Below are 24,577 nucleotides of genomic sequence, written 5' to 3' on the forward strand. Positions count from 1 at the left end.
GCTTACGGAGGCGTTGTTGGTCACCGGCTGGTCCTGGGGCGCCGGGCGGCGCGGCGCGGCGTGTTGGTGAGACCGGACGGAGCGGTGAGGGCGTCGTTGAGTAACTCGGCGTGGGTGTGGCCGGAGCCGGGCGGGGTGTGCCAGTGCAGGTCGGTGCCGGCGGTGACATGGGCGGCGGGGATCGTGAGGCGGGTTCCGGGCCGCAGAAGGCGTATCCCGTGGCGGGCCCACGGCCCGGGACGGACGGTGTCCGGGTCGAGGAGGATGTGCCAGCTGCCGCTGTAGGGGTCGGCGAGCACCGGTCCGTGCCCACCGGCGGCCTGCAGCGCGGCGATCAGCGGAGGTGCGAGGGTTGCCAGGAGCCGTACGGCGTCGAAGTGTTCGCCGCACCCCCAGGTACGCAGGCCGCCGGGCGGCGGTACCCATGGCGGCAAGGTGAGGGACAGGGTCTCGTACGGGGAGGACGTGAGGCGCATCGATATGTCCTTGTGGGATCGGGGAGCGTTCGGCTGTGGGCGGACCTAAGTGAGGCGTCGTCATGGCGCCTTGACCGCCGAGGGCCCGACTGCGTGCGGATCGGAGATCGCCTCTGTCAGTGCGGGTCTGGCCTGGGCGCGCAGCCGCAGACGGATGACGCGTTCGCCGGTCGGACTCAGACTGGTCGGCGATCGGGTCTCCCACCCGAGGTCGCGCAGGTACTGCAGTAACCACTGGGCTGCCTCATCGACGGCTCCGGTCTTGCACGGAACCTCGCACCGGACCCACGTCAGCAGGCTGTTGGCCGCGTAGTCGGCAAGCCACAGGGTCAGCATCCGTCCGACCTGGTTCGACCCGGCCGTCACCGGGTCAAGGGAGACCAGAAGTCCCGGATCGCGGCCGTCGACGCCCCAGTGCCGCATGTCCGGATCTCTGTGCAGGACGAGAGCGCCGACGAGGATGCCGCCCTCGTAGAACCCAAAGGCGCCGTCTTCCCGGAGAAGGGCCTTGGCGCGATCGGCGGAGACGGTTATGCCCTGTCCAGCGAGCAGGCGGACGCGGTCTGTGGCCAGGGCCGCGGCTTCAGCGCGAGCGGCGTCGGTGTTGATCGGCAGCACCTCGTACACGGGCGCCGTGGGCCTACGGCTCGTCGGAGATTGTCGCCGGTCGCCGTCATGGAAGCTGCCCTGGGTACTCATAGGGCGGGCTCTGCCGTGGCCGTTGCGTCGGTCGTGGGCTGAGTGCCCGAGGTGCCGAGAATGCCCCACGTGTGTGCCAGCCCGACCAGGTGGGCTGCGCTTCGGGCGTTCCCTTTGTCCACGGTGGCGTCGATCTCGGCGCGCACGTCGTCGGCCGGCACACCGATGGCGTTCCCGATGTCGGCGTTGAGGGTGTGCTCGGCGATGGCCCGTATGACGGTCACTTCGTGCTTGGTGAACGCCGGAGCCGTCCCGCTGCCGGCCGGTGGGGGAACCTCCCGGGCGGCGAGAAGGGTGTGCACGAGGACGGCGCGCGACGATCCCGGGCAGCCCATCTTCTTGCGAGCCGCACTGAGGTGGCTGGCCACGCCATCCACGGACAGGCAGACCTGGTTGGCGATCGCCTTGTTGGACACGCCGTAGACGAGTTGTGCAGCGACGCGGCGCTGGTCAGCAGTGAGGGTCGTGGCGGGCAGGGCGGTGGTCATGTGGAGTCCTGGGTCGGCGGTGGTGTGACGGACGCGGGGTGGTGGAGGTGCGCCGGCGGGGACGGCGAGTACTGTCTCCGCCGCCGCGGTAGCGGCGCCGCTTCTACGCCGCGGCGTGCAGCACGACGGGCAGCGCGGTGACGTCGGTGCCGATGAAGGAGCGCTGCGGCTCGAGGTCCTCGACCTTGCAGGCCAGGGCGATCTGGGGGAACCGCTCGAACAGGGCAGGGAGCGCCACTTCGGCTTCGAGCTTGGCCAGCGGGGCGCCCAGGCAGTAGTGGATGCCGTGACCGAAGGCCATGTGGTCCTTGTCGTCCCGGTCGATGCGGAAGGCCTCGGGCTCGTCGTGGACGGCCGGGTCGCGGCCGTGGGCGCCGAAGCCGATCAGGATGGCGTCGCCTTCCTTGATGGTGACGCCATCGCCGAGGTCGATGTCCTTGGTGGCGTAGCGCAGGGGCAGGTGCATGATCGGCGGGTGGAGGCGGAGGGCTTCCTCGATGACGTCCCGCCACCGCCGGGGGTCGGCCAGAGCGGTCGCCAGCTGGTCCGGGTGGTTGAGGAGCTCGCGTACGGCGGCGTTGATGAGGGCGACGGCGGTTTCGCTCCCCGCTCCGATCATCAGGATCAGGGTCGAGATCAGCTCGATGTGGCTGAGCCGGTCGCCGTCTTCCTCGTGGGCGGCCAGCAGCAGGCTGGTCATGTCCTCGCCCGGGGTCGTTCGTTTGACGTCGATGAGCGTCTGCATGGCCTGGTAGAGGTCGTGCTTGGTCGCTTCGGCCTGTTCAGCGGTGACGTCGGTGGCGAGGACGGAGTCGATGACGCGGAGCATCTCGGGGCGCTGATCGGCGGGAACGCCGAAGAGGTCGCAGATCAGGCGCGTGGGCACCCGGTAGGAGAAGTGGGTGCGCAGATCGACGGGCGCGGTCTGGTCCTGGTGGGCCAGGCTGTCGAGGAGGTCGGTGACGATGGCCTGGAGAACGGGGCGCATCGCTTCGACCCGCCCGGGGGTGAAGGCGCGGCTGACCAGTTGGCGCAGGCGTTTGTGGTCGTCGCCGTCGGAGGTGAACATCGAGACGACGTCGACCCAGGCGTAGAGCCACGGTATGGAGCCCGGGGTGTGGGAGGGCCAGGACTTGCGGGCGTCCTTGGATACATCGGGGTGGGTGAGGAGCCGCTTGGCGACGTCTCCGCGGGTGACCGACCAGGCGGGGACATCTTCCGGCATGCGGACCCGGACGGCCGGGCCGGCCGCCCGGAGCTCGTCGGCCTGGGCGAACAGGCGGCGGCCGCCGCTGCTGTCGAGTGTCACGGTCGCGGTCCGGGCGGGGGTGCTGGTCACGAGGAACCTCCTGCGAGAGCGGCGGTGGGAAGACGGTCTTTCGACTTGGGCCGAAACCTGACGGGCATCGTCTGCGGGCACTGGTGGAAAGGGCCGTGCCGCAGAAGGGGCTCCGGGTCGGTGGAGGCCAGCTCCATGTCCCAGAGCTGGTCCAGAACCGTCTCGACACCGGTCTGGACGATCGTGGTCGCCTGGGAGATCGCGGGGCAGCGGTGCGGGCCCGTTGACCAGGCGAGGTGGCTGCGGTTGTCGTACCCGAGGTCGTCGGGGAGTGCCGGGTCGGTGTTCGCTGCCGCGTGGGAGATGAGAACGGGAGTCCCTGCCTGCACGTACGCCCCGTGGAGGTAGGTGTCATGGCGGGCGAAGTGGACGGAGAAGTTGGCCATCGGCGGGCGCTGCCACAGGGCCTTCTCCAGGGCGCGGCGCACGGTGAGAGTTCCGGCGGCGAGGTTGCCGGCGTAGTCGTCGTCGCGCAGGAGTAGGTGAAGGGTCCAGGCGGTGCACGCGGCGGCGGGGATGATGCCGGCGCCGACGGCGCAGAACAACTGGTTGAGTGCTTCCTCGTCCGTCAGGGCGGCGGCGTGGTTGATCATCCAGGAGGTGAGGTCCTGGCCGGGTTGGGCGCGGCGAATCTGGATGAGCTCGTACAGGAGTCCTGCGAAGTCGGCTGCGCCCTGGGCCGCTTCGGGGCCGGCGCTGATGAGGTCCTGGCACGCGCGCACCATGCGGGTGGACTTCTCGGGCGGGCATCCGAGGAGTTCGGCGAACACCAGCATGGGGAGGATGTCGGCGAAGTCGCTCATGATGTCGGCCTGGCCGTCCCCGATGATCCGGGCGATCAGCGTCAGGGCGCTGCGTTGGGTGATCTCTCTGAGCCAGTGGGGGCTGATGCGGGCGATGCAGTCGTCCATCGCCCAGCGCAGGCGGGCGTGCTCCTGGTCGTCGGTGTAGAGGACCGAGGGGCGCCAGGCCATCATGCCCAGCACGGGGCTGTCGCCCGGAACTTCGCCGTTGGCCAGGGCTGCCCAGCGGCGGGAGTCCTTGGAGTACGTGCGCGTGTCGTTCAGGAGGGTGACGGCGGCGCGGTGCTGTGTGACGACCAGGGCGTGGACGGTGGGGGCGATCTCGGCCCAGCCGACGGGTCCCTGGCTGCGCAGTTGGTCGTAGGTGGCTTGGGGCTGGGCGGCGAAGGCGGCCCCGTGCAGCATGGGGCAGCCGCTCGCGGAGAGCGGGGGCGGCATGGTCATGAGGCGGGCTCCAGGCTGGGGCGGGACAGCAGGTGGGAGACGAGTGCTATCAGCGGAGACTTCGCCGAGCTCTTTTCCCGTACGTCGCACTCGACGAGGGGCGTGGACGGGTGCAGGTCCAGGGCCTTGCGCAGTTCGGCTTCGCTGTAGTGGGGGGAGGCCGCGAAGGTGTTGACCGCGACGACGTAGGGCAGATCGGCTTCTTCCATGCGCCCCATGGCGTCCCAGGACTCGGTGATGCGCGCCGTGTCGACCAGGACGACGCCGCCGAGGGCGCCCTGCATCAGCTCGTCGATCATGTAGTCGAACCGCGGCTGACCGGGGCCGCCGAACATGTAGAGCACGATGTCGTCGGTCAGGGTGAGGCGGCCGAAGTCGAGCGCGACCGTGGTGGTGTTCTTGTCCGACAACCCCCGCAGTGTGTCGACGATTTCGCCGGCCTTCGTCATCCGTTCTTCGGTTGACGTGGGCCTTATCTCGGAGACCGCACCGACGAACGTGGTCTTGCCGACGGCGAAGGGGCCGAGCACGACGATCTTCACCGAGTGGCGGACACCGGGCGCCAGGTAGTTGCCCTCAGAGGTTGATGAGCGCATCGCGGATCCTCTCCAGCAGCTGTCTGTCGTGCTGCTGAGCGGCGGGTACGGGGTCACGGCTGACGAGATGGCTGCTGTCGACGAGGGAGGAGACCAGCACCTTCGTCACAGCGGCCGGGAGTTGCAGGTCGGCGCTGACCTCGGCCAGCGACAGCACTCCGGGCAGGCAGTGCTGCATCAGCCGGCGGGAGTGGGCGTCCAGACCGTGCAGCGGCTTGTCCGGGTCGGCGATCAGGAGAGTGGCCAGGTCCAGGGTGCGGCGGGTGGGCGCGGCCCTTCCCCCGGTCGGGGTGTAGGGCCGCACCATGCCGGCGCGCCGCCGGCCGCGGGGGGTCACGAGGTTCCGTACGCTGTCCGCTCCCGGGCGGACAGCGCGGGAGCCAGGCCCTTGATGGCCTTGATCGTCGCCCCGGAGGCGACGGCCACTTCGGGCGCGGTCATCTCCGCGGTGACGGATACGGCCAGCGCGGTGTTGTGCCCGGCCCCGAAGACGAGGATGCAGCGGTTGGGCAGGTCGATGATGACCTTGCGGGGGGTGTTCTCGTCCTCGTTCGCTTCGGCGAGCTCGGCGATGGAGCGGCCGAGGGAGAAGATGCTCGAGGAGCTGGCCCCAGCGCGGTCGGCCACATCGCGGTGGACGCCGTCCGAGTGGGCCAGCACCATGCCGTCGGAACTGAAGAGGACGGCGTGCAGAACGCCCTTCTCCTCCGCGAGACGGTTGAGGACCCAGGACATGTCGTGGGTGTCGGCGGTGGGCTGCTGGTCAGGCACGGAACTGCTCTCCTTCGGTGGGGCTGGACTCGTGGTCGCGAATGGTCTCCGCCAGGTGGGCAAAGCCCTGCGTGAACGCTTCGGGGTCCTCCGTAGGCGCTGGCGCGCCGGTGACTACGGGGGCGGTGGGACGGGGCGAGCGCCTGCGCCGCTGCGGCAAAGCACTGCCGTCCGACGGCTCACCCCGTCCGTCGGCCTGGTCCCTTTCCGGGGGAGCCTGGGTCGGTGAGGCGGAGGCGTGCCCTGTGGTCCGAGAGGCCGCTGCTTGGCGCTCTGCCTGTGTTTCCTCTGCGGTCGGACCGTGTCCGAAGAGTTCCCGCGGGATGCGAAGGACGGCCCGCACTCCGCCGTACGGGGACGTGCTGGTGACATCGGCGGCGAAGCCGTACTCGCCGGCGAGGCGGCCGATGACGGCGAATCCGAGCTGGCGCGTGTCCTGCAGAGCCGTCACGTCCAGCACGGTGTGCCGCGACAACTGCCGGGCGGCCTCCTCGCGCTGATAGGCGTTCATGTTCAGGCCGCCGTCGTCGACGACGATGCAGAACCCCGTCTGGAACGCCTGCACCTCGACGAAGACCTTGCCGTCGGAGTACGCGGTGGCGTTGGACAGCAGCTCCGTGAGCGCCACCGTGACCGGTTCGACGACACGGCCTTCGAGCCAGGTCTCGCCGCTGCCGGGCTCGTAGGTGTAGCTCACCCGCAGATAGGCGTTGATCCGGCCCCGCGCGGACTCGACGACCTCGCCGAAGGTGCAGTCCGCCCGCTGCAGACCGGGCCACGAACCGGCCAGGATGCGCGTGCGCTGGAGCGTGTGGAGGGCCTGGGTGACCAGGTGGTCGAAGCCCATCAGGCTCTGGTGGTACGTCGTGCCCTGGGGGTAGCGGTCCATCTCCTCGACGACGTTCAGCTGGCAGCGGTGCAGATGCGTCTGCGCCTCGTCGATGATGTCCCGCACTGAGGACCGCGCGGAGAGCCCGATCTGATCGCGGGTGACAGTGAGGGCCTCCTGGAGCAGCCCCATCACGGTCTGATGACTGTGGTCGATGGGACTGCCGGCGAGACGCTCCTGGCTGAGTTCGGGCACCGGCACGCCGCGGTGTCCGCGGGCGAGGGTGTCCACCAACGCGGGCATCCGCACCTCAGCGAAATGCTTCGACTCCGCCTCCACCGCGCCGGCGTAGGCGAGCGCGGAGTCGCGCTGGGCTTCCAGGGGGGTGACCCTGGCGGCCAGGGCCCGCTTTCTGCGGGCCTGCACTATGAGCCCCACTGACGTGGTGGCGAATCCGCCACCGAGCAGTGCGGTCGCGGTCACCAGCGAATCGAGCATGAGAGGTCCTCGCGCGAAGTGGGGGTCGACTGTGAACGGGCGGGGGCAGGGCCGAAGGGGCGTGTTTCGGGCTGCGGCCGAAGTGCTGTGAGCAGCGGCAGGGACGCGTACAGCGGCAGGGGCGCGGAGTAGACGCGGCCCTCGTTGTTGCCGAGTCGGGCCCAGTGGAGATCCTCGGCCGGCCCGGAGCTCAGCGGGGGCACGGCCAGAACTCCGCTGTCGCGGTGGTCTACCGGCCAGGGCCAGCACATGCCGCGGCCGGAGTGGGGCGGCAGGATCAGCACCCACTCGTTCCCGCGGGCCATCGCGGCCCCCACCGGGTGCGGGTTGATGTGACCCAGCAGGGAGAGAATCCGGCGTGCCGCCAGCTCGGGCATCGCCGCGGTGTCACAGTCACGGCCGATCTCGACAGCGACCGGGGCGTCGGCGGTGACTGTGTCCGGGAAGAGGTCCGCGATCGCGGGCACCGTGTTCATGCGGCGATCACCGGCATAGCCGCCCGCTCCAGCTCGCTCATCAGGACGGCACTCTCGATCAGGCCGATCATCGAGAACGCCTGGGGGAAATTCCCCAGCTGTCGGCGCGAGGCCGAGTCGTACTCCTCGGCGAGCAGGCCGACGTCATTGCACAGTGCGAGCAGTCGCTCGAACAGGGCCCGGGCCTCCTCCATCTGGCCGGTGAGCGCGAGGGCGTCGACCATCCAGAAGGAGCAGAGCAGGAAGCTCCCCTCGTCACCGGCAAGGCCGTCGACCCCCACCTGGTTGCCGTCAGTCGGATAGCGGTGGACCAAGCCGTCGTCCGTTGAGAGCTCGCGGCGCACTGCGGCGACCGTGCCGACAACCCGCGGGTCGTCCGGCGGGAGGAACCCGGTGCGCGGGAGCAGCAGCAGGGCCGCGTCCAATTCGGTGGATCCATAGGACTGGGTGAACGTGTTCCGCTCGGAGTCGTAGCCCCTCTGGCACACCTCGGCATGGATGGCGTCGCGGAGCTCGACCAGCTCGGCCAGGTCGGCGTCGAGGACGCCAGCCTCCACCAGGCGAACCGTCCGGTCGACCGCGACCCAGGCCATGATCTTGGAGTGCACGAAGTGGCGTCGTCCGCCGCGCACTTCCCAGATGCCGTCGTCCGGCTCCTGCCAGCGCCGCTTGAGGTAGTCGACGAGCCCGAGGTGCAGGGTCGCGGTGCGCTCGCACCGGGCGATTCCGTGCACATGGGCCAGATACAGCGTGTCGATGACCTCGCCGGGAACATCGAGCTGGAGTTGGCCGGCAGCGTCGTTGCCTACTCGAACAGGCGTGGAGCCCTCGTACCCGGGCAGCCAGGGCAACTCCCGCTCGGGCAGATTCCGCTCGCCCAGGATCGAGTACATGATCTGAATGTCGTCAGGTTTGCCGGCCACGGCCCGCTGGAGCCACTGCCGCCACGCCTCGGCCTCCTGGTGGTAGCCGGTCCGCAGCAGGGCGGACAGGGTGATCGAGGCGTCGCGGAGCCAGGTGTAGCGGTAGTCCCAGTTGCGTACGCCGCCGATCGTCTCGGGAAGAGAGGTGGTCACGGCGGCGACGATCGCGCCGGTCGGCGCGTACGTCATGGCCTTCAGCGTGATCAACGAGCGGACGACCGCGTCACGGTACGGGCCGTCGTAGGTGCACCGCGACACCCACTCCCGCCAGAACGTTTCGGTGGCCTCTAGCGCAGCCCAGGTGTCTGGGATTTCCGGTGTCGTGTGGCGGTGGGAGGAGTGCCAGCTGAGGGCGAACGTCACCGTGTCGCCGGCGGTGACGGTGAACCGGCTGACCAGGGCGTCTTCCTTTTGGACCGTGTCCACGGTGGCGTCCAGCCAGAGGGCGTCCGGCCCGTCGATTGCAACGGTGCGGCCCTGATGTTCGTAGATCCAGGGCCGGTGCTTTCCGTAGCCGAAGCGCGGACACCAGGCGGATGCGACTTCAACCGTTCCGCTGATCCCTTCGACGATCCGGATGAGTTGCGGGCTGTGGCCGTCACGGGGAGGCATGAGGTCAATGACACGGATGGTGCCGGTCGGGGTGTCCCACTCGGATTCGAGGATGAGTGAGTCGCCGCGGTAGCTGCGCCGGTCCGCATCCGGGGCCTGGGCGCCGTCGGGATGGGCGGGGCCGATCTGCCAGTAGCCGTGATCCCCGGTTCCCAGGAGGCGGGTGAAAACAGAGGAGGAGTCGAAGCGCGGCAAGCAGAGCCAGTCGATGCTGCCGTCCCGGCAGATGAGGGCGGCCGTCTGCATGTCTCCGATGAGTGCGTAGTCCTCGATACGCCCAGCCATGGAATATCCGTCTCGATAGGTGCGGGTGCTCCCGGGGCCTTGCGAGGCGAGGCGGGGAACGGGGGGCGGGTACGGGAGCGGCTCGCTCAGTGCCACGAAGCGGGCGAGCGACCGGCTTGAAGCCGCTGAGTGCGGGGCCGGGTTCGAGCGGCCGCGGTCGGCAGCACTGAGTTCATCGAGCCACAGCCTTCGCGCTGAGGTCGTTCAGATCGACGGCGGTGCAGCCCTGGAGCGATAGCACTTGACGGCTCGCCAGCAGCCAGGGGAGTGCGGGATCTTCGTAGGAGACGTTGACGACGTCCTTGCCAGGGACCATGAGCAGTGTCCGCGGGTCGTAGAGGATGCCGGCGACACCCCAGGACAGCGGTCGTTCGACCCAGGCGGCTACGTGTTCGCGCAGGTGCGGGCAGTGCTTGACCGCGATGAGCGCACACGGTGGGCAGACCGGGGCAGCGGTGGTCAGCTCGCCCTCAGCCACCGGCTGACCGACTTGCTTGAGAACGAAGAGCTGCCGCTCCGGATCCTGCTCAAGGGTGTCGGCGCCGCAGACTTGGCACAGCATCCGGCTCACCGCACGCCGTTGACGAAGCACGTGAACCGTCGGGAACAACGCTCGGCCCGATCCGGGGGCGATGGACTGCCTGACCCACAGCACCCCGTCCGCGTCGCGGTCGTAAGGCATCTCGCCCGCGAAGCCGATACCTCGCCCGCTCGGGTGACGCACCACGGCAGGAGTCCGATGATTTTCCCCGCTCCACGCGGTGACGTACGGCACCGGAAGACCCCCTTGTTCGTGCTGGGTCCTTTTCATGCCGCGGCGCTCGTCAACCGGTGCGGAGCGACGATCTTGCCGTTGGGAAGGATCTCACCGGTGTCTTCGAAGAGGAGGACACCGTTGCACAGCAGGCTCCAGCCCTGTTCCGGGTGGGCCGCGACCACGACGGCGGCCTCGCGGTCCGTGGCCTCGGCGGAGGGACAGGTGGGCTTGTGCTGACACATGGTGAGTCCTCGGAAGAATCGGCATGGGGGATGGACGATTGGCAATCCGGCAGCGGGACCGGCTGCCGTGGAGGGCACTCACCACGGCAGCCGGGAGGCAGCAGCACTACGGCCCTGCGCCTCGCTCCGGTCTTCCGGAGGCTGCGGTGACGGGGTGGCACCGGATGCCTTCGGGATAGGACTCGGAGCCCGAGGGCGGGCGCTGACGTACGGCGTTCACGGGGGTGTACTGCCGTACGACGGCGCCCGCCCCGCTCGTGGGGTGGTCGACTGTGGACTTCGCCCCTGCCTTGGCAGTTGCTATGAGGTGCTGTGCGGTCTCGGCTAGCAGGATCAGGTGCACCCGCGAGCCCATGTAGTCGGTTGGGGCGGGGCTGGCGAGGATCGCGACCCGTCGCGGCCAGCCCGCTGCCCGCACTAGCGCCGGCAGCTGTGCCCGGAGTACGGCCACCATCTGGTCGACCTCGCCCTGGCAACGGGGAAGGGGCCGGTCCGGGTCTCCCAGTACCTGATGGATCAGGGGGGCAACGATGTCGCCGCCGCCGCGTAGGGGCCGTCCGAGGCGACGCAGCCGAGACGCAAACCGTCGGCCTGCCGAGCTGGCTGCGCGGACTTCGCCACCGAACTGGGCGCCGACGACCGGCGGGACGAGAGTGATCACGACTACCTTTCCGTGGGCAGCGAGGCGGAAGAACTGCGAATAGCGTTGCCGCTCATTGGCACGTTCCGGTAGTGAAATCGGCCCCCACTTCTCCCCACTTCGGCCGTGCAGAGAACGGAGTTGATGTCCACTCGACCCCCGCTGAGGATCGGACAATAGGGCGGAAGTCGGTCACCGCTTCCGGTAGTGATGCCGGTCTCGGAACCCTTGTGGCTGAAGATCGACTTCGTAGCCCACTTCACCCCACTTCTCTGGAAGTGCTTGACCGGAATTCACCACCAGTGATATCGGCGCCGAATACAGGCTGATCGGTCATCAGGGCCGATTGCTCGGCAAAAGGCCAGGTAGAAGCAGTTTTCGTCACGCTTCCCGCTTTCGGTCACCCGTCAGACGGATGGCGGTGACGTCCCTATCGACGGATCGCACTACGAGAGAAGTGCGCGAATCTCGCTCTTCTGTACGACGTCATCCACTCTGGTGCCTCCTCCCACGTCGGAAGTAGGCGGGAGAGCCGGTGAAGTGGGGGGAAGTGGGGACGGGATTCGCTATCGCCTGCGCGGCGACTTGGGCCACGGTATTCAGCAGGACTTGCCAGTCCGTGCCCCCGGGCATCGTGAATGCAGCGAGGAGTGATCCCCGTGCTTGGTTCCACCAGCACTGCCTTGCCATGTGGCCAAGGCCGCGACGGCGGCAGCCCCGCTACGCACGCTGCGATCGACCTCTGCGGTCTTGACGCCCCGCAGAGCGCCGCCCGCCGCATAGTCCGCGAGGCCCTGGCGGGGCGAGCTGACGACACGTACACGGACGACGTGGTCCTGGTCGCGGACGAGCTGGTGGGCAACGCTGTTGAGCACGCTGGAGCGGCGCTCGACATCTGCCTCGACGTGTACGACTGGGGAGTGACCGTCCAGGTTCGGGACGGCGGTGAAGACATCGCGGCGGTGCCCGGGAATCCCCCGGCTGCTGATGAGGATGACGAAGGCGGGAGAGGCCTGTTTCTGGTGGATGTACTGGCGAGCGCCTGGGGAGTCCAGGGCGACAGCATGGGGAAGCGCGTCATCGCGGTCTTCCTCTACCGAGCGGAAGACGCTGACCGATGACACCGAGCGATCTCGCACCCCGCCGTCTGGCCCGGGACCTGACGGTGCTCCCGCTGGGCGTTGGCAGCGGATCCTCTCGCTGGTCGCCCAGCGCCGTCCAACCAGACGACGCGCGACTGCTCGACGGGCTGCGCCGCGCCTTGGAGGCAGGCGCTGGTGAGGACGAGGCGCAGCTGTTCGACACGGCCGACAGCCACCGGAGCGGCCACGCGGAAAGGCTCATGGGCAAAGTCCTGAAGGAGCATCGGGGCCACAAGGTGCAGGTCGCCAGCAAGGTCGGTCGGGTTCAAGGCTCTGCTCCTCACCCCTACGCCGGACCGAGGGTCCGGCACCAGCTGGAACAGACCTTGGAGAATCTGTACCTGGACGAGTTGGCCCTCTACACCCTTGAGTCGTACGACTTCGGTCTCGGTGACCGATACCTCGACCCGGTCATCGAGCAAATGCGAGCACTGCGCGACCTTGGTCAAATCCGGGCCGTCGGTTTGCGTGGTCCGGGCTTCCGCTCCTCGGTCCGCTCGATACGGCGCTTCCTGGATCTGTTCGACCGGATCCGCCCCGACGTGGTCTGGACGCAGGCCAGCGGCCTGGTGCCGCTTGTCGACCTTGGTGAGGGTGAGGACCTCGGCGCTTTCACTGCGCGCCGCGGTGTGGGCTTGGTGATTGCCTCGCCGCTGGCCCATGGTGCGTTAGTGAGTGGCCGCGCGGACCGCGCTGTGGCTGCTTGGGGCGGTTCGGCAGTCGCCTGCGCCGGAGCCATGGCGTCCGCGATCACTCACGGCCTCGCAGAGCTGGCAAGCCGGTTCGGCTCGTCCCCGGATGCCTTGGCTCGAGTGGCTGTGCGGTTCATCCTTCAGCAAGTACAGAACGCTGTGGTCGTTGTCGGCATCGACGACCAGAACGCCAAGTACGACCGCCACTTCCTCGGCCAGCCGCTATCTGAGCACGAGCTTGCGGAAATCGGCGGCGTGTTTTCCCGCATCCGGAGCATGCTGATCCAACCCGAGGGTCGTGCCCCGTCCGTGGAGGTCAATGTGTAACCGGCCCAGAGGCCCGTCCCACTGCTCAGAGAGCAACTCCGTTGCGGAGGTAGCGCGGGATGCCGTCGTCAAGAACCGCCCATGCCTGGGAAGCCCGAACCCGTTGACGGTCCGGCAGCAGTGACAGTGCCTTCGAGACCTCGAAGAAGCGATGCTCCGAAATCTCCTCATCGCTGGGTTTCAGCTCGGCGGCTTGCTCCGGTGACAGGACACCGGCGTCGAAGACGAAGCCGAGAAGGTCGTCCCACGGGCCGTGAGGTTCGACCCAGTCGACACACAGGAACCGCAGGCCGGCGACCGTGAGACCGAGCTCTTCACGGAGTTCCCGGCGAACGGCATCCTCGGGTGCTTCGTTGTCCTCGGCCATGCCACCGGGAAGATCCCACCCGTCCTTGTAGGTCGGGTTCACCAGAAGCAACCTGCCGCCCTCGTCTCGGATCAGGGCGTCGGCGGCGGCCCGCTTCCGAGCTTGTCGTGCGTTTCCCTCGGCCAGATAGGCGTCACGGCCGGGATCACCCGGCTTGGGTGCATGGTTCACTGCGGACCTTCCGGGAGCACAAGACTGCCGAGCAGCAATTTACGGTGCTGCGCCGACGCAGTCATCCGCGACAGGAGCTCGCGGACCTCGGGCACCTTCCGATGCGAGCCGAACTCAATCTGCAGCGCGTCAAGTTGCTTGCTCAGCCGCACAGACGTCACCGACTGGCAGACGTCGTGCAGATCCAGGCCTACCGAGCACGCCGCGTCCAACTGCCCCTGCGCGAGCAGGACTCGTGCCAGCGTGACCTGACCGAAGGCCCTGCTGCGGACCCGGCTCGCGTCGCGCAGTGCCAAGGCGCGCTGCGCCTCCTTCGCTGCTGCCTTGAGCGCGCCGAGATCCAGAAGAATGGAGGCGGCCTCGCTGGCAAGCGCGGCTTCGTCGAACGGCGCCACCCACTGGGGGGCTGGCACGGTCTGTGCAAGGGCCAGAGCTTCACGTGCAGTGTCGAGTCTCCGCTGCGCCTCACGTTCGGCGTTGAGTTGCGCGAGTGCCCGCGCCTCCATGGCGTAGAGGCGGGCGGCAAGGGTCGGCACCGGCGTGCCGGCGGCGAGGCGGGCGAGCCCGCTGCGGGCGAGTTCCGCGGCGGCGACGATCTGATCGGTCTGCAGGGCCAGGTGGCTCATGCCGGCCAGTACATTCGCGCCCGCGGTCACGTCGGTAAGGCTCTGCGCCAGTCGTAAGGCGCGGTCAAAATGGTTGGATGCCATGTCGTCCCGTCCGGCGTCGTGGGCCATCCAGGCCGCCATCTCCGTGAGGACAACCGCTGCACCGAATGTGCTCTCGCCGTCTTCGCGACCGTCCGCTGCGCTGAAGAGGTTCGGGGCGATGACCGTGTTGAGGTAGTGCACCACGGACCGGTAGACGTGGCCGCCGCCCAGCTGGCGGTCCGCGAGCCGGAACGAATTCATGGCAGCCAGATGCGGCGACGTCACCGAGTGGACCCCCATCGGCGCGGTCGTCCCGACATCGACCTGTTGGCCGGACTCCGACGCCAGCGGAGCGAACAACTGCGCGGCCGGCTCCTGGAAGAGGTGCTCCAGAACCCGGCATGTCGCCTGTCGAGGCAAACCCTTGATGTCCCCAACCATCCAGCGATCCCACGTGGAACGCGAGACGTACACGGAAGCGAGGGAAGGGTTGCCGTCGAGCCGGGCCGCCTCCTTGGCCGCCCGCTCGAAGTGCAGCGTGAACGTCTCGTAGATGCGCATGCGGTGGGCCTCAAGCACCTCCGGGAAGCGGATCGCCCTACGCATCGTCATCTACCGCCTTCAGATGCCGGTGCCGAAGCCGAGGAGGGGCACGTCATACAGCTCCGCGCTTCGTTGTCGTGTCAACGCGGGCCCCTCGGCGGCGTTGGTGACTTCGATGATCGGAATCTCGCAGATGAACTGCACTTTCGCGCCGAGCAGGTGCGAAACTCGCCCCTCGGCCGACTTCCCCTTGATGCCGGCCGCGACGTGGATGTGAGGGGCCAGGCAGTCCTTCTCCGTGTCCCATGCGAGCGTCCCGCCGCCGAGTGCTTCAAGCGTCTCGACGGTGATCTCGTCCCACAAGGGGGCCTCGGGATCGGCGAGGGGTTCGCAAGAGCCCACCAGCCGGGCCGAGCGGAGACCACCGACGAAGGTGGGGATGTACCCGGCTCGGATGCCCCGATCCGCGCAGAACTGGGTGAGGCCTTCCAGGAAGTCTTCCCCGTGGTCAAGGGCAAGCATGAACTGCCGGCCGGTGTGCACCTGGGCGTAGCGCATGGTCAGAGTCGTCCTTTGGCTGGTCGCGAGCGAGTCAGGAGTAGTCGAGGAACGCCTTTGCGATCTCCGGGTGCGGCGTGCCTGCGGCCAAGTGGGCGACGAGGAGGAGACGGGCCTTGTAGGGGTCGAGTGCTCCCGCAGGGATCAAGCCGCGGGCCAGCAGGTCGCTCTCGGATCCGGGGAAGGCATAGGTCGACGTGAGGACGGGGCCGGTGCCGATACGCGATGCGAGCACGACGGGCATCGCGGCCGCCAGCGCTTCCAGCCGACTGCACCACGTCTCGGGGACGTGGCCGGCGCCGAACGCGGCCACCACCAGGCCAGCGACTTTGCGCTCCAGGTCATCCAGCAACATTCCGCTGCTGCCCAACGACGCAGCGACGATCTCCACCTGCGGCAGGGCGCCGACGGGCAGCGGTACAGGCGCGGTCGGACTCAGCGAGCGGTGGAACCGCGCTGCCCCTTCCACGACGTGGCCGAGCGGCCCGGTGCTCGGGGAATCGAAGGCTCCCGGGCTGGTCGTGTGCATCTTTCTCACGTGCCGGGCGGCATGAATCTCGTCGCCCAGGACGACAAGGACGCCGGCTCCCCGAGACTCCGTACTCACGGCGGTCTGGACGGCTGCGAGAAGGTTCGCTGGGCCATCCGCGCCCGCTGTCGCAGCATTGCGCATCGCGCCGGTGAAGACCACCGGCGTGGTGCCTTGGTAGTAGAGGTGGGTCAGGAACGCGGTCTCCTCGAGGGTGTCGGTGCCCTGGGTCACCACGACGCCGTCGATGTCCTCGCCGTCGGCCCGTTGCAGTCGGCCCACGAGGCTGACGATGTCGCCGATGGCCAGGGAGGCCCCTGGCATCTGCCGGAAGTCCTCCACGACGGCCTCGGCCACGCCTTGGAGGCCGGGCACAGCGCCCACCAGGTCCGAGCCGGTCAGGGTCGGTGTGACGCCGGCTGCTGCGGCAGTGCGCGTCATGGCGATGGTGCCGCCCAGGGTGAGTACCAGCACGGTGCGGCTCGGGGCACGATCAGCGGAGAGCACGGAGGACCTTTCCTCGGGATGGCTATGCGGACGGGGTTCATCAGGACGAGGAGAGCTTGCCGAGGAAAAGCAGGGTCTCATCCAGCGCTTCTACGGTCAGCAGACGGCTGCGGGGGCGAACGAGACCGCCGACGCCGAACTCGCCCAGAGCACGGCACCGGCCAGTCAACCAGCCCCAGTCCAGGCCCAGGTAACCCGCGAGTGATCGCAGACGGGTCGCAGAGTCCTCGCCCACCAGCACGTCGGCGCCCTGCGCGTCAGCGAAGGCGGTGGCGTACGTACGCAGCTCCCCACGCGCCGAGGTGCTGTCAGCAGCCCACAGGGCTCCGCCGGGAGCCCGAACCCAATTGGCAACGACGGCTCGCTGGCCGGGGATCAGGGCCACTCCGTCCACCTCCGAGTACTCCGGATCCGGCACCACCCTGGCCCGGATCCCGCAGCGCTCCATGAGGGCGATCGCCAACAGCAGCAAGACCCTCTCGTATCTCTCAGAGCGCGCCACCTCACCCTCGGGCAGACAGAAGACCCGGATGGTCTGCGCCGTGGTCCCGTGGAAGCGTTCGAGAGATCGGAGGTAGTCCAGCTTGTGCTTGAAGAACAGCCAGCAGGCCGCCTCTTCTCCACTCTGCTCGCGAGTCCAGAAGATCGGGACCGCGTTCGCGTCGGCCAGTTCCTGCTCGATGTGGCGGGCGCAGAAGGCCGATCCCATCCAGCTGCTGCCGACGGCGGTCAGGTCGACGAGTAACTGACTCGGTGCTGATCGGGGCAGGGACAGGTATGTGTCGAGGAGGTGCTGCTCGGCGTCGAGCGCCTGATCATCGGACAAGAGGCCGTCATCGAGCTGGGTGAGCGCCCAGAGGATGCCGTAGGTGAGGTCGTCCAGGAGGTAAGCCGAGGGAATCGACAAGCCTCCCGCAGCTGGCCGTCCCGGCATCGCGGACCTGCGTGCAGCTATGGCGTCGCGGACGTACAGGTTGAAGTCGTCCTGCCGCGCTTCGACGCCTACGAGAAACCCGCGGCGCGCCGGCCGTAAGAACCGCTCCAGCTCGTGCAGCCCGTCCTGGCTCAAGTCTCGAACGTCGGCCTCGTCGCCTCGCCTGACGACGGGAAGGAGGTGCACCGCGGCGCTGGTGCCGTCCAGGCGCTGGCGTCCAGCGATCTCCCAGATGCCTCCCGGCCCGCCAGCGGGGAGGAGCAAGTTTGACGTGGGCCAACGCGAACCGATCCGCGCGGGGACCGACTCCAACCCCACAGGTAGCTCGCTCGCGTGGGGCGCCGGGCTGAACAGCTCCTCGACGGTGTGTCCGAACATGCACTCCAGGATCTGCGCCGCCTCGCCGCGGGGACGGCCGTACCAGGTGCCCGAGGACCATCTGTCGAACGTCGTACGCCCGACGCTGGCCGTGGCGAGCCGACGGTTGCCCTTCTTGGGCGCGAGCTCCCGACCGGCTGCCGTGAAGTGGACGCAGAACGCTTCCCAGCCGAGTAGGTCGCGGTCTTTCAACAGGAGGCTGAACAGCGTCCGACGCATCGCGGCGGCCCCTCCCTAGGCGTGTACTGGCAGCAAAGCAGCGGGACGAACTCCACGCATGGCGACAGGTGCTGCACACTTCGTGACCCTGGCTAGGATGCTCCCTTGGACGAGCGCTTAGCAATATGGTCGAGCAAATTGCTCGACCATATTGCTTGTAGGCAGCGCGGCGAGCCGTCAGACTGGCCACCATGCCAGAAGCGAAGACGCCGTGGTCGTTGACCCTCAGCGAAGTCGGCCTGCGCCTTGAGGAGTTGCGCGAGCGGCGCGGCCTTACCCAAGGCGATGTCGCGGGCCACGAAGTGCTGCGTCGACGCGGTGTCAAGATCGACAACAGCGGGCTGAGCCGACTGGAGCGGGGACAGCGCCGCCGCGTCACCCGCGATCTCGTCGAGGCTCTGCTCGAGTGCTACCAGGCCAACGCCACGGAGAGCTCTGAAATTCAGGCCCTCCTGAACGCAGACACCACACCAGCTGGCCGGCCGCGCCCCGCACTGTGGCGGCGGAACGCCAACCTGCTTGGCCCCATGCAGTTCGAGGGCTTCTTGAAGATGGAGCGACGCGCTGCTGAGCTCTGGAACTATGAGCGAGACGTGTGGCCGGGACTCTTCCAGGTCGAGGACTACGCCCGAATCGTCATCACCCGGATGCGACCCGAATTGCGTCCTGCAGAAGTGAAGGCCCTCGTTGACGTCCGCATGGACCGGCAGCAGCAGGTCCGAGGTGGCGCACCGAAGGACTTTCGCGCTCTCGTGGACGAGAGCGCGCTCCGGGACACCATCGGCGACCGACCAGTGCTGAGGCGCCAACTGGAGAGGATCCGCGCCGAGTCCGAGGAAGATCGCAACACCATCCGCATCCTGCCGGATCCGATCGGCCTCCATCCGGGATCTGCAGGCGCGTTCGTCCTCATGGGCTTTCCCGAAGCTGCCCGTCAGGTCGTGTGGGTGGAGACCATGGTCAGTTCGGTGTACTTCGACGGTGACGAAGACGTGCAGCGCTACACCGCAGCTTTCACCAACTTGTGGGAGCGAGCGCTGGACCCCGCAGAGACGCGCAGGCGCCTCGAGAAAAGGATCAAGGAGCTAGAACAGTGACATCGAAGCCGGACCCATCCTCGTTCGACCTGGCGTCGATCGAATGGACGGTGTCCAAGTACAGCGGCGGCGGCGGGAACTGCGTCCAGGTTGCCGTCCAGGACGGATACGTTCTGATCGGCGACTCGCAGAACCCGGGGCGCCTGCCTCAGGTCTTCACTCCTGCTGAGGCCAAGGCATGGCTGCTCGGTGCGAAGGACACGGACTTCGACTTCCTGCTCGATCTCTGACCCGTCCCGATGCCTCATCACGCGACCGGGCCGTCCCCAAGGTAGTTGGGGGACGGCCCGGTCGCTATTTGGTGCGGTTAGTCACAGCAGACGACCATATGAGTGCAGGGAATTTCCACATGCAGTTCGGTAAGCGGTCTGTGCCACAACGCAGCCTTCAACTGATCGCTACCGGCGTCTTGGCTGTGCCGCCGAGGGATCGTGAGAGGAGTCGTCGAGCCTCGGCAATGAAGCGCGCACTTTCGACGACCTCATCTCGCAGAAGCGGTGCAGTCACAGTTGGGGACTCCCCACTGATGAGCCATCGAGCGAGTGTAGGTACACGTTCAGCTTTGCGTTCCAGTGCGTACGAGGTGCGTCCGCCAGGTGTCGAGACTTCGCGCACGAGGTTGAATTCCTGTTTCTCGTAGTACGCGGCGAGGGCCGAGGAAGTGCAGTCTCGACGGACCCAGCAGATGTTGTCGCGGGCCGCGCGGTCGACAGCCCAGTCGGCGATGAGGGTCCCGAGCTTGCGGTGCCGTTCGGCCGGGTCCGTGACCGTTCCGTTGAGGTAGAAGGCGGCCTCTTCAGCCTCCGAGGTCGTCCAGGCCCAGGGAGCCGCAGTCCGGAGGATCGTGGTGCAGCCGATGATGCGGCGGTGGTCCTCGACCAGCACCCACATATCTCCGTCTCGCCGCATGCAGTTGCCGGCAAGTTCTTGAACGTGTTGTCCCCAGCTAGACCAGTTCGACAGCTGCTTACTCTTCATCCATTCGGAGCGGGCCTGGATCATGGCCTCGAGGGCGCGTCGGTCCTCTGATGTGGCTGGTCGCATCGCGAGCATGCGGTCCGCTCCTGTGTGTGCTCGTCCACGAGCGGGTCAAGTTGGTGTGCTGGGCGGAACCATAGAGGCCTACTGCCTGGTAGGTACAACTTTCCCGCCATCGCATTTCGAAACTCTGGATGATCGATGCCGGTACGTGGAGGGATGCCCGGAAAACGCTGTCGTCGGCGGCCGAGGGCCCCCCTGGCCGACGCAGGGCTGGGTCTGTTTCAGGCAGGGGTGGGCGGCGGAGCTTGGCGGAGTCCGTCGGCAAGGCGCACGGGCGAGGATGACGGCCTGCTGGGCACCGGTGGGGCCGGCGGTGGCTTCGATCGGGTGGCATGAGTGCGGAGCCGACGATGACCTGGGGCTCGATCGCCCGGGCGAGTCGGGCCGGAGGGCGGGTCAGGGCAAAGGAGACCGGCCGGCGGCGGGCTGAACCAGTTGCGGGTACGCCGACGGCGGCCCGGGATCACAGGGGCCGGGCCGCCGTTGCGCCGTCCTGAGCCTTCACGAGGTGGCGGCTCAGGCGTTGAGGGCCGGGAGAGCTCGAGTCAGGTCGGGTCGTCTCCGTCGGCCGGGGAGGGTCAGTCCAACTGCATGGGGACGTTGATGTACTGGGCGGCGACCCAGCCCTTCTGGCCTTTGTGCGCGCCGGACTTGACGGTGACGTAGCCCCAGGCGCCCGGCTTGCCGTTGCTGCCCTTGTTGCACTGCCAGTACACGTCGGTGCCCGTGGAGAGCTGGCCGGTGGCGGTGTAGCCGGTGCCCGGACCGGTGCGGAACTTCACCGTTGTGTAGACGTCGGTGTTGATCTTGATCTGGTGGGTGCAGGCGCCGCTGCCGACCGTCGCGGCGCTGGCGGTCGAGGCGGTGGCGACGGCGCCGCCGAGGAGCAGCGCGCCGGTGGATGCCACGGTCGCGACGCGGCGGGTGAGGGTGTTCATGTGCAGCTCTTCCTGGTGTCGTCGGCCAGAATTCGCTCGCCGCCTGCGCAGGGCTTCTTCACCGCGGTGCTCATGCGGCGCGATGAAGGCGGGCGAGAAAGAAATCCGGAACGCGACAGGTTCGTCGTCGTTCCGCATTCGATCTTCATGCTGAGCAGAGGAGTTGACCAGGCTCGGTCTATTCCGTGAAACCGCATTCCGGAACGGTGGTGTCAGGTAGAGGCCGTTCCGGGAATCGATATGCAGGAAGAGCTATTACCGGAAGGGGCCTTTCCGGGAGCCCCGCGGCGACGGTCAGGCTGTGGTGACGGAGACGGCGAGGGCCCCGATGACCATGTAGGGGCCGAAGGAGACGTGCGTGCGGCGGGCGCGACGGGCCGTCATCCGTGCCACCTCCGACACCGCGCCGACGACGAATCCCGCGGCTGCTCCCCAGAACAGGGCCGTCCAGCTGCTCCAGCCCAGGAGCGCCCCGATGGCCGGTGCGAGCTTGACGTCGCCGAGTCCCATGGCGCCGGAGAACGCCATGAGGAGGAAGACGGCGGTGAGCACGCCGGCGGCGGCCGCCGCACGGCCCAGGCTTCCGGTCTCGCCGGCCAGCGCGGCTGCGGTGAGCAGGATGAGCGTCCCGCCGCAGGCGGGGAGGGTGAGCACGTCGGGGAGCCGTTGCACGGCGAGGTCGATCAGCGCGAGGGCGACACCGCACGCGGCGACCCAGTACTGGGCGGCAACGAACCAGCCGCTCGCTCCGCCGGCTGCGACGACGGCGAACGCGGCGGCGGCCACCGCCTCGGGCACGAGGGCGCGCGGTCCGATCGCCTGTGCACACGCCGGACAGCGTCCGGAGACGGGCAGTACGGGCAGTCGGCGCTCGAGGACGGCGTTGCCGCAGTGCGGGCAGGCGCTGCGGGCGGAGGCGGGCGCCGGGACCGAGCGGGCGAAGACCGCTGGGCGGGCGGCAGCACCGGCCAGGGCTCCGACGGCGGCGGTCAGAGCAACGGTGAGGGCGGACAAACGACACTCCTACGTACACAGCCCGGCCTCCCCGTGACGGGCCGGTCTGCTTCGACCCTACGGCCCGCCGAGACGACTCCCTCCGGCCCGTCTCCGCGGAGCTCCTACAACGCGCCCGGCGAGGGCCGCCGGGCGGCAGAACCCGAAGGTCCTCGGCCTCGTACGGCGCCGGCTCATGCTCCTCGTGCGCCGGCGTCGAGCGTCTCCGCCAGGCTGAGCGCGGTCAGGATCTGCGCCTGGCCCTCGGCCGGCTGCAAGGTGCCGGCCGCGGTCGCCTCGGCGATCCGGGCCGCGTGTTCCAGTGCCATGGCCACGCCGGTCGGTTCCCGGTAGGTGGTCAGCCACTCGAATCCTGCTCGGAGCGAGGCCGCGAGGTCGCCGCCGTGGTCTTCGGGGGCGTTCGTGGTTAACGCCTGGAGCCACAGGTCGGCATGGGACTGCAGGATCGCGGCGAAGGGCCGGTAGTCCGTGACGGTGCCGCACCGGCCGCCGGCGCCCTCAGGGCCGCGTCGCCCGGTCCAGCTGTCCGCCAGCCACCGGTGACGGCGGCAGACCTCCAGCCGGTAGTCCACCGGCCGGTCCCGTGCCCGGGTGCGGCGTTCGACGACGACGGTCGACGGTGCGGTGCAGGTGGTGATCTGGCGCAGGACCGGCACAGCGGTACCCCCTCCTGGTCGCGGGTGAGGATCTGATCATGGCCACGGGAGGGGTGCGCCGTCGTCCACGTTTGGACGCTACGGCTGTGACCCGGCTCTCATTTTCCGGCCGGGTGGCGCAGTTCCGTCAGCGCGCGCTGTCGGATCCCGGTACGACGCGAAGGCGGCCGGGCTCGGGGCCCGGATTTGTGGGTGGCGCGGGGAGCAGCTGGTAGGGCTGCCACAGCGCGGGGGGTCGCTGGCCGCGCTCCCAGTGCGGGGCGCCGGTCAGGGCGACGATCCGGTGCATGGGGATGTGCAGCGGCAGGTGCCGGCCGCCGGGGTTGAGTGCGATGCCGGTGCTGTCGACGGCTTCGAGCGTCCCGAACAGGGTGGCCCACGAGTGCTGTTCGGCGTCACGGCCGCACAGCACGTCCAGGCGCAGCGCGCTCCAGCGCAGCCAGGGCGCCATCTCCTCCAGCTCGGCCGGGGCCTGGGGGCTGTCGGGAATCCAGTGGCCGTACCCGTCGCGCAGGACGCTCGCGATGCGGTAGGTGCGTTCCTCGCCCGCCCCGTCGCGCCACGGCCGGTCGGCTGTACGCCGGGCGCGGCGCTGCTCGAGGACCTCGTCCGTCGGGGTGAACGGCTCGCGGTCGCCGTCGCCGGGCAGGAACGGGAACGCCTGCCGCAGCAGTGCCTCGGCTGCCGCCTGGTCTGCCGCGCCGCCGGTGACCGGCCCGCCGGCGGTGAACCGCGGCTCGTAGTGGGAGGGCTGGGCTGCCTGTTCTCGTTCCAGCTTCGCCACCAGGTGCGCCGGGGCAGCAACGACCGCCGCGTAGGACGGTCCGGCGGTGTCGCCGCCGCTCCAGGACACGTAGTCGTCGACCTCGCGGTGCCCGTGGGGGACGACCGGGCCCAGTACGGGGGAGGCGGCCAGGTAGGCGACCGGGGTGTCGCGGGTGCCGGTCAGCGGCCAGTCGCGTACCAGCAGCAGCCGCGCGGACATGGCGGCGGACTCCGCCTCGAACTCTTCCTCAAGGCGGGTGCACGCGGCTGTCACGGCCTGTGGCCACCACAGGGCCAGCTCGGCGTCCGCCCACGCTGCCGGGTCTGCGTGCTGGTCGCCGGGGGTGCGCGGCGGCACGGGCAGCTGGGTGACGTCCCGCACTCGGGCCCCCTTCAGTTCGTCTGCGACGGCGGCGCGGGCCAGGTCGGCGGACTGCTCGGCGCCACGGCCGCGCGAGCGGGCCGCAAGCCACACCCCGCATACCAGGGTCCACACGTCCAGGCGCGGTTCGGGCTCGTACATCCGGGCCCGCCGGCGCGAGAGGTTGCCGACCGCCGCGCCGATCTGGTCCAGCTCCCGGCGCTGGTCGGTGTCGGCGCAGCGTCGCACCGCGTCCCGGGCGCCGTTGTACGTCTCGACCTCAGGGCACTGGGCGGCGTACTGCTCCAGGAACCCGCGGAACCGGGTTGCCAGTTGCTGCCAGGCGTCGGCGAGCACGGCGGCATCGGCGGCCAGGCTGGAGTCGGTGCGGGCGGTGTCCAGCCAGCGCCGGAACTGCTCGTTGTCACCCGGTGCCCACCGGGCGGCGTGCCGCGCGTACCCGAGCCAGGTCTGCGGCTCCCGGTCGGTGCGGCAGCGGTCCAGCTGGTCTTGGCGCTGGGCGGCGAAAGCGGCCGCCCGCCACAGGGCATCGGGCGCCTTCGGCAGGACGATGTCGCACTTCTTGCAGATCTGCGCGAAGACCTCGAGGAGCGGATGAGTGGAGGCCTCGGCGGCCGGCTTGGCGAACCGGCACGCGTCGGAACTGAAGCGGCGCAGGTCGGAGTGGGGGACGTGGAACTTCCCGCTGCGGCCGCCGGTCAGGGCGACCCGGATCGCGGTCAGGGCTGGCAGCTCGATGCCGAGGGCGGCGAGCCCGCGGCCGGAGATCTCAGGGAAGGCCCGCCGCAC

28 protein-coding genes are annotated in these 24,577 nt (G+C 68.9%); 5 read left to right on the plus strand and 23 right to left on the minus strand.

Going from position 1 to position 24,577, the window contains the following annotated elements; translation table 11 throughout:
• Nucleotides 1-20: 20 nt before the first annotated feature.
• From ACIBEC_RS21935 to ACIBEC_RS21995, 13 genes are all read right to left on the minus strand, one after another.
• A complete protein-coding gene (locus ACIBEC_RS21935; protein WP_396288498.1) occupies nucleotides 21-476 on the minus strand; it encodes a hypothetical protein in 456 nt (151 codons plus the stop codon).
• A 60-nt stretch (nucleotides 477-536) separates the two neighbouring features.
• Entirely contained in the window at nucleotides 537-1,103 is a 567-nt protein-coding gene (locus tag ACIBEC_RS21940; RefSeq protein WP_396288499.1) for a hypothetical protein, read from the minus strand.
• A gap of 68 nt (nucleotides 1,104-1,171) precedes the next feature.
• Complete coding sequence (locus ACIBEC_RS21945; protein ID WP_396288500.1) at nucleotides 1,172-1,663, minus strand: LuxR C-terminal-related transcriptional regulator; 492 nt, start codon at nucleotides 1,661-1,663, stop codon at nucleotides 1,172-1,174.
• A gap of 103 nt (nucleotides 1,664-1,766) precedes the next feature.
• Nucleotides 1,767-3,002: a cytochrome P450 gene (locus ACIBEC_RS21950; RefSeq protein WP_396288502.1), complete on the minus strand. Its 1,236-nt coding sequence runs from the start codon at nucleotides 3,000-3,002 to the stop codon at nucleotides 1,767-1,769.
• Nucleotides 2,999-4,249 carry a cytochrome P450 gene (locus ACIBEC_RS21955; RefSeq protein ID WP_396288504.1) on the minus strand — a complete coding sequence of 417 codons (1,251 nt, stop codon included), beginning with the start codon at nucleotides 4,247-4,249 and terminating at the stop codon, nucleotides 2,999-3,001. Before ACIBEC_RS21955 ends, ACIBEC_RS21950 begins: the two co-directional genes overlap by 4 nt.
• Nucleotides 4,246-4,845 carry an ATP/GTP-binding protein gene (locus tag ACIBEC_RS21960; protein WP_366104524.1) on the minus strand — a complete coding sequence of 200 codons (600 nt, stop codon included), beginning with the start codon at nucleotides 4,843-4,845 and terminating at the stop codon, nucleotides 4,246-4,248. The genes ACIBEC_RS21955 and ACIBEC_RS21960 overlap by 4 nt, the downstream gene beginning before the upstream one ends.
• Nucleotides 4,826-5,152: a DUF742 domain-containing protein gene (locus tag ACIBEC_RS21965; protein WP_006378932.1), complete on the minus strand. Its 327-nt coding sequence runs from the start codon at nucleotides 5,150-5,152 to the stop codon at nucleotides 4,826-4,828. The genes ACIBEC_RS21960 and ACIBEC_RS21965 overlap by 20 nt, the downstream gene beginning before the upstream one ends.
• Before the next feature lie 26 nt (nucleotides 5,153-5,178).
• The gene (locus tag ACIBEC_RS21970) at nucleotides 5,179-5,616 is read right to left on the minus strand and encodes a roadblock/LC7 domain-containing protein (RefSeq protein ID WP_024127134.1); all 438 of its coding nucleotides are present in this window, start codon (nucleotides 5,614-5,616) and stop codon (nucleotides 5,179-5,181) included.
• Nucleotides 5,609-6,943 (minus strand): histidine kinase, encoded by a 1,335-nt coding sequence (locus ACIBEC_RS21975; protein ID WP_396288505.1) that lies wholly within the window; start codon nucleotides 6,941-6,943, stop codon nucleotides 5,609-5,611. Before ACIBEC_RS21975 ends, ACIBEC_RS21970 begins: the two co-directional genes overlap by 8 nt.
• Entirely contained in the window at nucleotides 6,925-7,419 is a 495-nt protein-coding gene (locus ACIBEC_RS21980) for a hypothetical protein (RefSeq protein ID WP_396288507.1), read from the minus strand. Before ACIBEC_RS21980 ends, ACIBEC_RS21975 begins: the two co-directional genes overlap by 19 nt.
• On the minus strand, nucleotides 7,416-9,239 hold the full coding sequence (locus tag ACIBEC_RS21985; RefSeq protein ID WP_396288508.1) for a glycoside hydrolase family 15 protein: 1,824 nt from the start codon (nucleotides 9,237-9,239) through the stop codon (nucleotides 7,416-7,418). Before ACIBEC_RS21985 ends, ACIBEC_RS21980 begins: the two co-directional genes overlap by 4 nt.
• 172 nt (nucleotides 9,240-9,411) lie before the next feature.
• Nucleotides 9,412-10,014: a hypothetical protein gene (locus ACIBEC_RS21990; protein WP_396288510.1), complete on the minus strand. Its 603-nt coding sequence runs from the start codon at nucleotides 10,012-10,014 to the stop codon at nucleotides 9,412-9,414.
• Nucleotides 10,015-10,046: 32 nt separating this feature from the next.
• The gene (locus ACIBEC_RS21995; protein WP_210539560.1) at nucleotides 10,047-10,238 is read right to left on the minus strand and encodes a DUF5999 family protein; all 192 of its coding nucleotides are present in this window, start codon (nucleotides 10,236-10,238) and stop codon (nucleotides 10,047-10,049) included.
• Nucleotides 10,239-11,537: 1,299 nt separating this feature from the next.
• Here ACIBEC_RS21995 and ACIBEC_RS22000 point away from each other — a divergent pair.
• Nucleotides 11,538-11,999 carry an ATP-binding protein gene (locus tag ACIBEC_RS22000; protein WP_396288512.1) on the plus strand — a complete coding sequence of 154 codons (462 nt, stop codon included), beginning with the start codon at nucleotides 11,538-11,540 and terminating at the stop codon, nucleotides 11,997-11,999.
• Entirely contained in the window at nucleotides 11,996-13,039 is a 1,044-nt protein-coding gene (locus tag ACIBEC_RS22005) for an aldo/keto reductase (RefSeq protein WP_396288513.1), read from the plus strand. The genes ACIBEC_RS22000 and ACIBEC_RS22005 overlap by 4 nt, the downstream gene beginning before the upstream one ends.
• A 25-nt stretch (nucleotides 13,040-13,064) precedes the next feature.
• Here ACIBEC_RS22005 and ACIBEC_RS22010 read toward each other — a convergent pair whose 3' ends face one another.
• The 5 genes from ACIBEC_RS22010 to ACIBEC_RS22030 are packed head-to-tail and all read right to left on the minus strand — an operon-like array spanning nucleotide 13,065 to nucleotide 17,895.
• Nucleotides 13,065-13,577 carry an NUDIX domain-containing protein gene (locus ACIBEC_RS22010; protein WP_396288515.1) on the minus strand — a complete coding sequence of 171 codons (513 nt, stop codon included), beginning with the start codon at nucleotides 13,575-13,577 and terminating at the stop codon, nucleotides 13,065-13,067.
• Nucleotides 13,574-14,788 (minus strand): hypothetical protein, encoded by a 1,215-nt coding sequence (locus ACIBEC_RS22015; protein ID WP_396288517.1) that lies wholly within the window; start codon nucleotides 14,786-14,788, stop codon nucleotides 13,574-13,576. Before ACIBEC_RS22015 ends, ACIBEC_RS22010 begins: the two co-directional genes overlap by 4 nt.
• 60 nt (nucleotides 14,789-14,848) lie before the next feature.
• Complete coding sequence (locus ACIBEC_RS22020) at nucleotides 14,849-15,328, minus strand: PPC domain-containing DNA-binding protein (RefSeq protein ID WP_396288518.1); 480 nt, start codon at nucleotides 15,326-15,328, stop codon at nucleotides 14,849-14,851.
• Nucleotides 15,329-15,362: 34 nt separating this feature from the next.
• Nucleotides 15,363-16,364 (minus strand): asparaginase, encoded by a 1,002-nt coding sequence (locus ACIBEC_RS22025; RefSeq protein ID WP_396288520.1) that lies wholly within the window; start codon nucleotides 16,362-16,364, stop codon nucleotides 15,363-15,365.
• 40 nt (nucleotides 16,365-16,404) lie between these two features.
• A complete protein-coding gene (locus ACIBEC_RS22030; protein WP_396288522.1) occupies nucleotides 16,405-17,895 on the minus strand; it encodes a hypothetical protein in 1,491 nt (496 codons plus the stop codon).
• Between the two features lie 191 nt (nucleotides 17,896-18,086).
• Between ACIBEC_RS22030 and ACIBEC_RS22035 the strand changes: the two genes are divergently transcribed.
• Nucleotides 18,087-18,992 carry a DUF5753 domain-containing protein gene (locus tag ACIBEC_RS22035; RefSeq protein WP_396288524.1) on the plus strand — a complete coding sequence of 302 codons (906 nt, stop codon included), beginning with the start codon at nucleotides 18,087-18,089 and terminating at the stop codon, nucleotides 18,990-18,992.
• Nucleotides 18,989-19,222 (plus strand): DUF397 domain-containing protein, encoded by a 234-nt coding sequence (locus tag ACIBEC_RS22040; protein WP_060880100.1) that lies wholly within the window; start codon nucleotides 18,989-18,991, stop codon nucleotides 19,220-19,222. The genes ACIBEC_RS22035 and ACIBEC_RS22040 overlap by 4 nt, the downstream gene beginning before the upstream one ends.
• Nucleotides 19,223-19,379: 157 nt before the next feature.
• Here ACIBEC_RS22040 and ACIBEC_RS22045 read toward each other — a convergent pair whose 3' ends face one another.
• Entirely contained in the window at nucleotides 19,380-20,045 is a 666-nt protein-coding gene (locus ACIBEC_RS22045; RefSeq protein ID WP_396288526.1) for a GNAT family N-acetyltransferase, read from the minus strand.
• 566 nt (nucleotides 20,046-20,611) lie between these two features.
• Nucleotides 20,612-20,971, minus strand: a complete 360-nt coding sequence (locus ACIBEC_RS22050) for a hypothetical protein (RefSeq protein WP_396288528.1) — start codon at nucleotides 20,969-20,971, stop codon at nucleotides 20,612-20,614.
• On the opposite strand from ACIBEC_RS22050, the gene ACIBEC_RS22055 reads away from it, so the two are divergent.
• Nucleotides 20,972-21,160, plus strand: a complete 189-nt coding sequence (locus tag ACIBEC_RS22055) for a hypothetical protein (RefSeq protein WP_396288530.1) — start codon at nucleotides 20,972-20,974, stop codon at nucleotides 21,158-21,160. It begins immediately after the preceding gene.
• A 105-nt stretch (nucleotides 21,161-21,265) separates the two neighbouring features.
• On the opposite strand, the gene ACIBEC_RS22060 is transcribed toward ACIBEC_RS22055, so the two are convergent.
• The 3 genes from ACIBEC_RS22060 to ACIBEC_RS22070 all read right to left on the minus strand — a co-directional run bounded on the left by ACIBEC_RS22060 (nucleotide 21,266) and on the right by ACIBEC_RS22070 (nucleotide 24,577).
• On the minus strand, nucleotides 21,266-21,985 hold the full coding sequence (locus ACIBEC_RS22060; protein ID WP_396288531.1) for a prepilin peptidase: 720 nt from the start codon (nucleotides 21,983-21,985) through the stop codon (nucleotides 21,266-21,268).
• Nucleotides 21,986-22,158: 173 nt separating this feature from the next.
• Complete coding sequence (locus tag ACIBEC_RS22065) at nucleotides 22,159-22,641, minus strand: hypothetical protein (RefSeq protein ID WP_396288533.1); 483 nt, start codon at nucleotides 22,639-22,641, stop codon at nucleotides 22,159-22,161.
• A gap of 127 nt (nucleotides 22,642-22,768) precedes the next feature.
• Nucleotides 22,769-24,577, minus strand: a complete 1,809-nt coding sequence (locus ACIBEC_RS22070; RefSeq protein WP_396288535.1) for a hypothetical protein — start codon at nucleotides 24,575-24,577, stop codon at nucleotides 22,769-22,771.

It is taken from the genome of Kitasatospora sp. NPDC051164 (assembly GCF_044455625.1).
Taxonomy (GTDB): domain Bacteria; phylum Actinomycetota; class Actinomycetes; order Streptomycetales; family Streptomycetaceae; genus Kitasatospora.